The following is a 9,033-nucleotide window of genomic DNA, read 5'->3' as shown; positions in this document are numbered from 1 at the left end:
GACAGGTTCTAACCGCCCGCAACGCTCACGAGCCCTTAAACCCCGAGGGGATGCCAGACCGTCTTGGCTTCGAGGTAACGCCTGATCCGGGAGATGTCCGGCGTGTCAGTCCAGTCGGGCTCGGCGTCGGGCACCGTCAGCACGCGCTTGACCGTGTTCGCCGCCTCGCGGGCGAGGTCGGCGCGGGCCGCGGGCTCGGCGCCGGTCGGGTCGAGCGCGTTGACGTCACCGTGCGAGGCGAGCCAGGAGCCGAGTTCCGACGCGCGCCCGGTGAGGATGTTCGCCACGCCGCCGGGCAGGTCGGACGTCGCGAGCACCTCGGACAGCGTGATCGCGGGCAACGGCCGGTCGGCGCTGGACACGACGACGGCCGTCGATCCGGTGGCGAGCACCGGGGCGAGCACGCTGACCAGGCCGAGCAGCGACGACTGCTGCGGCGCGAGCACGCCGACCACGCCGGTCGGTTCCGGGACCGTGAAAGAGAAGTACGGTCCCGCGACGGGGTTCGCGGCGCCGAGCACGGTCGCGATCTTGTCGGTCCAGCCCGCGTACCAGACCCAGCGGTCGATCGCGGTGTCCACAAGGGACTGAGCCTTCTTCGGCGCGATGCCCTCGGACGCGGCCACTTCGGACACGAACTGCTCGCGACGGCCTTCGAGCATCTCGGCCACCCGGTACAGGACCTGGCCGCGGTTGTACGCGGTCGCGGACGACCAGCCGCCGAAAGCCTTGCGTGCGGCCACGACCGCGTCGCGAACGTCCTTTCGGGACGCGTGTGCCGCGTTGGCGAGGAACTTGCCCTTGGTGTCGCTGACGGGATACACCCGGCCGGACTCCGAGCGCGGGAACTTGCCGCCGATGTAGAGCTTGTAGGTCTTGGCGACGGAGATGCGATCAGACATTGAGGTAGGCCTCCAGCCCGGTGCGCCCGCCCTCGCGGCCGAATCCCGATTCCTGGTAACCGCCGAACGGCGCGGCGGGGTCGAAACGGTTGAACGTGTTGGCCCAGACGACTCCGGCACGCAGCTGGTTCGCCATCCACAGGATGCGCGAGCCCTTCTCGGTCCAGATGCCGGCGGACAGTCCGTACGGCGTGTTGTTCGCCTTGGTGACGGCCTCGTCCGGTGTGCGGAAGGTCAGCACCGAGAGCACCGGGCCGAAGATCTCCTCGCGGGCGATGCGCATCGACTGCTGCACGTCCGAGAAAACGGTGGGAGCGAAGAAGAAACCACGCTCCGGCACCGGGCACGGGCTGGTCCAGCGATGCGCGCCCTCGGAGTCGCCCGACTCGACCAGCCCCTTGATCTTGCTGAGCTGCTCGGCCGAGTTGATCGCGCCGATGTCGGTGTTCTTGTCCAGCGGGTCGCCGAGACGCAGCGTGGAAACGCGGTACTTCAGCTTATCCATCACCTCTTCGGCGACGGATTCCTGGACCAGCAACCGCGAACCGGCGCAGCAGACGTGGCCCTGGTTGAAGAAGATGCCGTTGACGATGCCCTCGACGGCCTGGTCGAGCGGCGCGTCGTCGAACACCACGTTCGCCGCCTTGCCGCCGAGCTCCAGCGTGAGCTTCTTCGACGTGCCCGCGACCTGACGCTGGATCAGCTTGCCGACGTCGGTCGAGCCGGTGAAGGCGATCTTGTTGACGTCGCCGTGCTCCACAATGGACTGTCCGATGTCGCCGGCGCCCGGCAGGATGTTGACCACGCCTGGCGGAAGTTCGGCCTGCTGGCAGATCTCCGCGAACACGAGCGCGGTCAGCGGCGTGGTCTCGGCGGGCTTGAGCACGACCGTGTTGCCGGTGGCCAGCGCTGGTGCGATCTTCCACGCCAGCATCAAAAGCGGGAAGTTCCACGGGATGATCTGGCCAGCTACGCCGAGTGGCTGGGGGTTGGGGCCGAGGCCCGCGTAGTCGAGCTTGTCAGCCCAGCCCGCGTGGTAGAAGAAGTGCGCGGCGGCCGTCGGGACGTCCGAGTCACGCGATTCCTTGATGGGCTTGCCGTTGTCGAGGCTCTCCAGCACGGCCAGCTCACGCGAGCGTTCCTGGATCAGCCGCGCGATGCGGAAGAGGTACTTCGCGCGCTCGCTGCCCGGCATCTTCGACCAGACGTTGTTGTACGCCTTGCGTGCGGCCTTGACCGCGATGTCCACATCGGACACCGACGCGGTGCCGACCTCGGCCAGCACCTCTTCGGTCGCCGGGTTGATCGTCTTGAGCGGCTCACCGTTGCCGTCGACGAACTCGCCATTGATGAACGGGCGGTAGTGCGGCTTGAGGTTCGCGATGTCGCGCGATTCGGGCGCGGGCGCGTACTCGAAAATACCCATCAGTCCACCGTCACATAGTCGGGACCGCTGTAGTGGCCGTCAGCCTGGGTGCGGCGCTGCAGCAGGAGGTCGTTGAGGAGGCTGGAGGCGCCGAAGCGGAAGAGATGCGGCGTCAGCCACTCTTCGCCGGCGACTTCGTGCACCGCGACCAAGTATTTGATGGCGTCCTTCGTGGTGCGGATGCCGCCCGCGGGCTTCACTCCGCGCAGTTCGCCCGTGGTGTCGCGCCAGTCGCGCACGGCCTGCAGCATCACGTGGGTGACCGGCAGCGTCGCGGCGGGGGAGACCTTGCCGGTCGAGGTCTTGATGAAGTCGCCACCGGCCAGCAGCGCCAGCCACGACGCGCGGCGCACGTTGTCGTACGTCACGAGCTCGCCGGTTTCGAGGATGACCTTCAGGTGCGCGTCGCCACAGGCGGCCTTGATGGCTTGGATTTCCTCGAAAACCTGCCCATAGCGGCCTTCGAGGAACGCGCCGCGGTCGATCACCATGTCGACCTCGTCGGCGCCGGCGTCGACGGCGATCTTGACGTCGGCGAGTTTGATCTCGCGGCTCGTCCGGCCTGCCGGGAACCCGGTCGCCACGCTGGCGACGTTGATCCCGGTGCCGGTGAGCGACTCGACGGCGGTGGCCACCAGGTCGGGGTACACGCAGATGGCCGCGACCTTGGGCGTGTCGGGGCGCTCGGGATCGGGCAGTTTCGCCTTCGCCGTGAGCGCGCGGACCTTGCCGTGGGTGTCGGCGCCCTCGAGGGTGGTCAGGTCGACCATCGAGATGGCGGTGTCGATCGCCCAGAGCTTCGCGGCCTTTTTGATACTGCGTGTGCCGAGACCCGCCGCGCGCTGTTCGACGCCGACCTGGTCGACGCCGGGCAGCCCGTGCAGGAACCGGCGCAGGCTCGCCTCGTCGCGAGTCGCGTCCGCCAGCGGCGCCGGGGTGGCCGACGCGGCGGACGATGCCGTCGTAGCTGTCATGCACCCGAGTCTAGGGTGTGACACATTCAGCTCACCCTGTCACACAGGGTCGTGAGTGGTATTGCCGGTTCTAACCGGCAATACCACTCACGAGCCGTTCAGAGGGTCGGGATGAGGGGCTGGGCCGCGGCCTTCGCGGCGGGCGGGATCTGCGGGTTCGGGCAGAACTCGTTGATCATCGGCAGCTGCCGCTTGAGCGCCACATCGGGTGACGCGGTGATGTCGATCGTGGCCAGCGTGGAGATCTGCTTGCCTGCGCCATCGTGGAAGCTGAGCGTGTTGAAGCCGGGCAGGTCCCCGCCGTGGCCCCAGATGGTGACCGCCTTGCCGCACAGATCGGCCGGCAGGTCGTACTTCATCAGGCCGAGGCCGTAGGAGAGCGGGCCGTTGACGGGCACCGCGGTCTGCATCTGCTTGAGCATGTCCGCGCTGAACAGCTTGGCGCCGAGCAACGCGCCGAAGAACCGGTTGAGGTCGGCGCCGCTGGAGACGACGTCGCCCGCGCCGGAGTAGCGCGTGTAGTTGTACGTCGTGACGTCGGTCAGGCCGTGCGGCGCCGGGTAAAGCTGCTCGTAGCCGCGGGCGGCCGGGTCGAGCAGGAACGGGAAGTCGAGCGGCAGCGAGGTGTCGCGCAGGTGCAGTGGCCCGGTGATGCGCTTGGCGAGCACCTGGGCGAGCGGCTGATGGGTGATCTTCTCGACCAGCACGCCGAGGATGTTGAAGCCGGTGTTCGAGTACGACCAGCCCGCGCCCGGCTTGAACAGCAGCGGTTGTTGCGTGCTCAGCTTGATCTGCTGCTCGGGGCTGAAATGCTCGAAGCGCTCGGTGTCGATCTCGGCCAGCGTCCCCCAGCCCTGCTCCGGTGTCAGGTCGCGCGGGACGCCACTGGTGTGGTTCAGCAGCTGGCGGACGGTGATCGGCTCCGGATAAGGCAACAGTCCTGGCAGGTACTGCTGGATCGGCTGGTCGAGCCCGATCTTCTTGGCGTCGGCGAGCTGCAGCACGAGCGTCGCGGTGAAGACCTTCGACACGCTCGCGACCCGCCAGCGACCCGACGCGTCCGGCTTGCCTGGACGGTTGACGCTGGCGACACCGCTGACCCCGCGGAAGTCGTCGGCGACCGCGACCATGCCGGGCGCGCCGGCGGCGACGGCCGCGTCCATGGCGGCCTGGCGAGCGTCCGGCGCGGCCGAAGCCGGTACGGCGCTGACGAGAAGTGTTGTGGCACAAGCGATGGACAGCAGAACGCGACGCATCGATCCCCCTGGTGCGAATACGACCCTTGGAGACCGACGGTACCGAAATCCGCTAGCTGTCGAGTTCCTTCGCTTCGGTTTTACGCCGTTTGCGCGTCACCACTACGCCGCCCCAGAACGCCAGGCCGGTGATCTTCACCGTGGGCGCGGTCGGCGGCGCGGGCGGGGTGCCCGCCTTGTCGTCGAGGTAGAACGAGCCCATGAAACCGATCCCGGTCACGTCGACGTTGATGTCGTCCGGCACGGTGATCTGGATGCCGCCCATGATCGCGACGGCGGAGATGGTCGACTGCCGTTCGGCGAAGCGGGCGTTGCGCAGGTCGATTTCGGCGCCGCCCCAGAACGCGAAGCTGTTGTGGTTCGGCGGGAGCACCCAGCTGCCCTTGCGGACCGCGCCGGACATGATGCCGACGGAAACGGCCGAGCCCGGGTGACCGCCGATGCGGTTGTCGGGGAAGCCGAGCGCGCGTGTGGTGGCCGGTTCGATCGCCGCCGAGCCGACCGGCAGGTCGGCCGTGACCGGCTTCAGCTCACCCAGCGTCTTCGCCGCGTAGACGGTGCTGAGGCGCTCTTCCAGTTCGTTGATCGTGATGCGCCCTTCGGCCAGTGCGCCATGCAACACCTGCGCGACGCGCTCGCGATCGGCGTCGGAGGCGCGCATCTGGTCGGACTGCGGGGTCTCGGTCACGCCGGGGAGTGTAGAGGGCTCGGCGCTCAACTACTGTGCTTTTCCATGGACGTGCTCGTCGTTGACCATCCGCTGGCGAAGGCCAGGCTCTCCACCATGCGTGACGCCCGCACGGACAGTGCCGCGTTCCGCGCCGCGCTGCACGAGCTCTCGATGATGCTCGTGTACGAGGCCACCCGTGACGCGCCGGTACGCACCGAGCGCATCCACACGCCGGTGGCGCGGACCGACGGGTACAAGCTGGCCAGCCCGCCCTTGCTGGTCCCGGTGCTCCGCGCCGGGCTCGGCATGGCCGACCAGGCGCACAAGCTGATCCCGGACGCGCAGATGGGGTTCGTCGGCCTCGCCCGCGACGAGGAGACGCTGCAGCCGGTCCCGTACCTGGAGTCGCTGCCCGAGTCGCTCGCCGACCGGCCGGTGCTGGTGCTCGACCCGATGCTCGCCACCGGCGGCTCGATGGAGTACACGATCCGCCTGCTCACCGACCGCGGCGCCACCGACGTGACCGCCATCTGCGCGCTCGCCGCGCCGGAGGGCATCGCGCACCTGGAGAAGACCGGACTGCCCGTCCGCGTGGTCACGGCCAGCATCGACGAGCGGCTCAACGACTCCGGCTTCATCGTGCCGGGGCTCGGCGACGCCGGGGACAGGCAGTACGGCGCGGTCTGAGGGGTGGCAGAGGGGCAGCCGCCGCTGCTGAGGTGGCCGTGGATCGCCGCGGCCGCCGGATTCGTCGCGCTGCTGACGGCCGGGCTCGTCTGGTTCCTGCTCGGCTGGACCGACTCGCCCGATCCCGAGAAGGTCAAGGCGAAACTGGACGCGGTGCGTACCGCGTTCAGCATCGGGATCGGCGCGGGCGGCGTGTTCGCGCTCTGGCTGGCGGCCCGGCGGCAGCGGACGACCGAGCTCCAGGTCCGCGAGACCGCCCGGATCGCCGCGGAGACCAAGGCACACGCCGAGCGCGTCGCCGGAGTGACCGAACGCGACCTCGAAGAGCGCCGGGTGACCGAGCTCTACACGAAGGCGGTCGAGCAGCTCGGCAGCGACAAGGCGCCGGTCCGGCTCGGCGGTCTCTACGCGCTGGAACGGCTCGGCCAGGCGAATCCGTCGCATCGGCAGACGATCATGAACGTCTTCTGCGCGTACCTGCGGATGCCGTTCACGATGTCCGACGACCATGCCAAGACGGAGACCGCGGCCCGGCGGGCATTGCGCGAACGTGAACCGTCGCCGCGGTCGTGGGGACTCAGGCCGCCCGCCGAACGGGCCGAGGTCGTCGTCGAGGACGAACTCCAGGTCCGGATGACAGCGCAGCAGCTCATCGAGAACCACCTGCACGCGGATTCGCCGGTGTTCTGGGCGGATACGCGCCTGGATCTCCAGCGCGCGACACTGGTCAACTTCACGTTGCAGGACTGCACGCTCCGCGCCGGGCAGTTCAGCTACGCGAAGTTCGTCGGGGCGACCCACATCGCCAGGACCAAGTTCGAGATCAGCGCGTGGTTCTACGGCTGCGAATTCACCGCGCTGGCGGATTTCACCGGCTCGGATTTCGCTGACGGCGGTGTGTTCTCCTGGACGCACTTCGGCTGGCTGGCGAACTTCTCGTGGAGCAGATCGCGGGGCCTCGGCTTCATCGGCGCCGTGTTCGACGGCGAGCTCCGCTTCGCCGATACCGACCATCCGCGGATCAACTTCGAGCGGGCCCGGCTACCCGAGCTGCCCGATTTCGGCGGACAGCTGGTCAACCTCGATGGCGCGCAGGTGCCCGAGGAGCCCGCGGAGCTGCCCGCGGACAACCACATCGCTTCCCGTGACGGAAAGATCGTCTTCGGCTACACGGGTGAACCGGCGCGGTACGGCACACCCAGCCCGTAGCGACGCAACATCCTGATGCGGGCCGGCCACTAACCGGTGTGACTTCCGAAGCGAGATCGGGAACGTCGGTGGACGACTCCGCGTTGTGGCAGCGCTCGACACACGGTGACGAGGGCGCCTTCACGCAGCTCTTCGAACGGCACGCCTCGTCCGTGTGGAACCACTGCTACCGGCTGACGGGTTCGTGGGCGCAGGCGGAAGACCTGACCTCGGGCACCTTCCTGACCGCTTGGCGCCGGAAGAAGGAAGTCACGCTGGTCCGCGAAAGCGCGCTGCCCTGGCTGTACACGGTGGCCGCCAATCTCGCGCGCACCGAGCATCGCGGGTCCGCGCGGCGGCTACGACTGCTGAAGCGGATTCCCGAGCCGGCGCACGTGCCGGACCACGCCGAAGCCGTCGCCGAGCAGGTCGACGGCGAGGAGCGGATGCGGCTCATCGCGGGCGCGGTGCGCGCGCTGCCGAAGTCGCAACGCCGGGTCGTCGAGCTGTGCCTGCTCGGCGAGCTGCCTGCCACGGACGCCGCGCAGGTGCTGGGGGTTTCGGAGGTCACCGTGCGCGCGCACCTGTCGCGTGCCCGTGCCCAGCTGCGGAAAGCGTTGGAGGAAAGCGAATGAACGACATCGAGCTGCCCCCTCGGCGTGAACTCCCGCCGGAACTCAGGGCCAGGCTGCGCAGCGACCTCCGGCGCGGAATGTTCAAGGAAAAGCGAACCCGCGCCAAGCCGCTGGCCGCCGTGGCCGCCGCCGTGCTGCTGTTCGGCGGAGTCGCCGTGGGCGTCCACGCGCTGCGGGACGAGCCGGGCGAACTCATCTCACCTGCCATCCCGCCGGGATTGCACCTCGACAAGCCCTTGGCCGAGAGGACACTCGACCGCTGCTGGAACGCGCTGCGCGCGGAGAAGAAGACGGGCTCGTATCCGAAGCGGTCGTTGTGGGTGCCGGTGTTCACGAAGACGGACATGGGGATCACGGTCGTGGCGGCGCGGGCGAACGGGAAGCCGCTGTTCTGCGAAGCCTCGTCGACGTCGGTCACCCTGTCCGATCCGAATGCCTTGCTCACCATGCCCGGAGTCGCGCTGCACGCCGACGGGTACGTGGTCGCGGGTGTAGCTGATCCCGAGTGGGGAAAGGTCCGGCTCAGTGTCTTGCCGAAGGCCATGCCCGAACCGGAGCGCTCCGCCTCCGTGGGGGAGACGGAGCTCGGGGACGGACTTTTCGTCATTCTCTCGCCCGCTCGTCTCGATGAACGAGTGGTGGCACTGCTGGGCAAGGCCGACGGAGGGCTCGCTCCGAGCCCGGTCTCGCTGACGCCACCGATGATCACTCTGGACGACAAACCCGCACCAGGCGACCGGACCGTCGCCGACGCGAAGTTCCTCGGCGACTGCCTGAGAGACGCCGGGGTGGACACGCCAGGCGCGGAGACCTTCGAACCGGGAGCGAAGGTGACGCTGGAAGTTCCGACGGCGGCAGCCCCACCGTCGATCACGCTGAACCTGATGGTCGGCAGGAACGATCGCTGGTTCCTCGCCTGCACCACGCTGCGGGGCGGGCCGATGCGGAACAAGCCGGTGGAGATCGCCGACCGGCCGGTCACCGCGAGGTTCCTCGGGCCGTCGAGTACCTCGGAGAGCAGCAAGCCCGCGGAGTTCGTCGGCGGGGTCGTGCCGCGTGCGGCGGCAGGCGTGTCGGTCACCGTGCCGGGCTTTCCCGCCGTGCCCGCGGTGGTCGCCAACGGCACCTTCGCCGCCGTGCTCACTAAGGAGATGCAGGCCGTCGCGCAGATCGGCTCGATGACGTTCAAGGTCACCGATGCGGCGGGCGCCGTTCTTCACGACGGCCCTGCCTTCTGAAGCGCTTCTGGCCTGGGGGTCGTGGGTTTGTGGGGGGGGGGGGGGGCCGGGGCGGCG

Annotated in this window: 9 protein-coding genes; 4 read left to right on the top strand and 5 right to left on the bottom strand. The window is 68.8% G+C overall.

The genetic code is table 11. The annotated features are described in order from the left end of the window. Positions 1–35: 35 nt before the first annotated feature. The 5 genes from ACFV15_RS46935 to ACFV15_RS46915 all read right to left on the bottom strand — a co-directional run bounded on the left by ACFV15_RS46935 (position 36) and on the right by ACFV15_RS46915 (position 5,219). A complete protein-coding gene (locus ACFV15_RS46935) occupies positions 36–902 on the bottom strand; it encodes an aldehyde dehydrogenase family protein (RefSeq protein WP_378359857.1) in 867 nt (288 codons plus the stop codon). Then, positions 895–2,328, bottom strand: coding sequence for an aldehyde dehydrogenase family protein (locus ACFV15_RS46930; protein WP_378359856.1), 1,434 nt, complete (start codon positions 2,326–2,328; stop codon positions 895–897). The genes ACFV15_RS46935 and ACFV15_RS46930 overlap by 8 nt, the downstream gene beginning before the upstream one ends. Beyond that, the gene (gene deoC / locus ACFV15_RS46925; protein ID WP_378359854.1) at positions 2,328–3,302 is read right to left on the bottom strand and encodes a deoxyribose-phosphate aldolase; all 975 of its coding nucleotides are present in this window, start codon (positions 3,300–3,302) and stop codon (positions 2,328–2,330) included. Before deoC ends, ACFV15_RS46930 begins: the two co-directional genes overlap by 1 nt. Before the next feature lie 98 nt (positions 3,303–3,400). After that, entirely contained in the window at positions 3,401–4,558 is a 1,158-nt protein-coding gene (locus ACFV15_RS46920; RefSeq protein ID WP_378359852.1) for a serine hydrolase domain-containing protein, read from the bottom strand. Between the two features lie 52 nt (positions 4,559–4,610). Further along, positions 4,611–5,219: a DUF1707 domain-containing protein gene (locus tag ACFV15_RS46915; protein ID WP_378359859.1), complete on the bottom strand. Its 609-nt coding sequence runs from the start codon at positions 5,217–5,219 to the stop codon at positions 4,611–4,613. A 72-nt stretch (positions 5,220–5,291) separates the two neighbouring features. On the opposite strand from ACFV15_RS46915, the gene upp reads away from it, so the two are divergent. The 4 genes from upp to ACFV15_RS46895 all read left to right on the top strand — a co-directional run bounded on the left by upp (position 5,292) and on the right by ACFV15_RS46895 (position 8,976). Beyond that, the gene (gene upp, locus ACFV15_RS46910) at positions 5,292–5,915 is read left to right on the top strand and encodes a uracil phosphoribosyltransferase (protein ID WP_091293962.1); all 624 of its coding nucleotides are present in this window, start codon (positions 5,292–5,294) and stop codon (positions 5,913–5,915) included. 3 nt (positions 5,916–5,918) lie between these two features. Continuing rightward, a complete protein-coding gene (locus tag ACFV15_RS46905; RefSeq protein ID WP_378359851.1) occupies positions 5,919–7,124 on the top strand; it encodes a pentapeptide repeat-containing protein in 1,206 nt (401 codons plus the stop codon). Positions 7,125–7,192: 68 nt separating this feature from the next. Then, positions 7,193–7,738, top strand: coding sequence for an RNA polymerase sigma factor (locus ACFV15_RS46900; RefSeq protein ID WP_378359849.1), 546 nt, complete (start codon positions 7,193–7,195; stop codon positions 7,736–7,738). Next, positions 7,735–8,976 (top strand): hypothetical protein, encoded by a 1,242-nt coding sequence (locus ACFV15_RS46895; protein WP_378359848.1) that lies wholly within the window; start codon positions 7,735–7,737, stop codon positions 8,974–8,976. The genes ACFV15_RS46900 and ACFV15_RS46895 overlap by 4 nt, the downstream gene beginning before the upstream one ends. Positions 8,977–9,033: the final 57 nt, after the last annotated feature.

This window comes from Amycolatopsis sp. NPDC059657 (genome assembly GCF_042734395.1).
GTDB lineage: Bacteria > Actinomycetota > Actinomycetes > Mycobacteriales > Pseudonocardiaceae > Amycolatopsis.
This window is presented reverse-complemented; position numbering and strand designations above follow the sequence as displayed.